Origin of the sequence: Bradyrhizobium sp. TM233 (assembly GCF_036247965.1) — a bacterium.
Taxonomy (GTDB): Bacteria; Pseudomonadota; Alphaproteobacteria; order Rhizobiales; family Xanthobacteraceae; genus Bradyrhizobium; species Bradyrhizobium ottawaense.
In genome coordinates this window covers 1-297 of record NZ_BTIG01000154.1, presented here as the reverse complement: position 1 = coordinate 297, position 297 = coordinate 1, and the positions used below count along the sequence as shown (strand labels likewise).

The 297-nt window shown below is 68.0% G+C and carries 1 pseudogene; it reads right to left on the bottom strand.

From position 1 onward, the window contains the following. Nucleotides 1–175: 175 nt before the first annotated feature. Nucleotides 176–297: pseudogene (locus AABA86_RS34125) on the bottom strand (cycloisomerase); the annotation flags it as partial.

Here is a 297-nt window from a genome sequence, read left to right as displayed (position 1 = left end):
AGCCACAAACTCGGTGTCGTCCCGGACAAGAGCGCCCCAAGGGCGCGCAGATCCGGGACCCATAACCACAGGCAGGAGTGTGGCGAAGACTCGTGGTTGCCGGCTCGCGCGCCAACCTCGCCCTGTGGTTATGGATTCCGGGCTCGCGCTGCGCGCGCCCCGGAATGACGGAAACTCACGCCTCCGCGATCACCCTTGCATTGGCGCGGATCGAGGCTTCGCTGACGCGAATGCCGAGGCCGGGCCCGTCGGGCACCACCACGTGACCCGCACGGTTGGCGACGCGCTCTTCCAGCA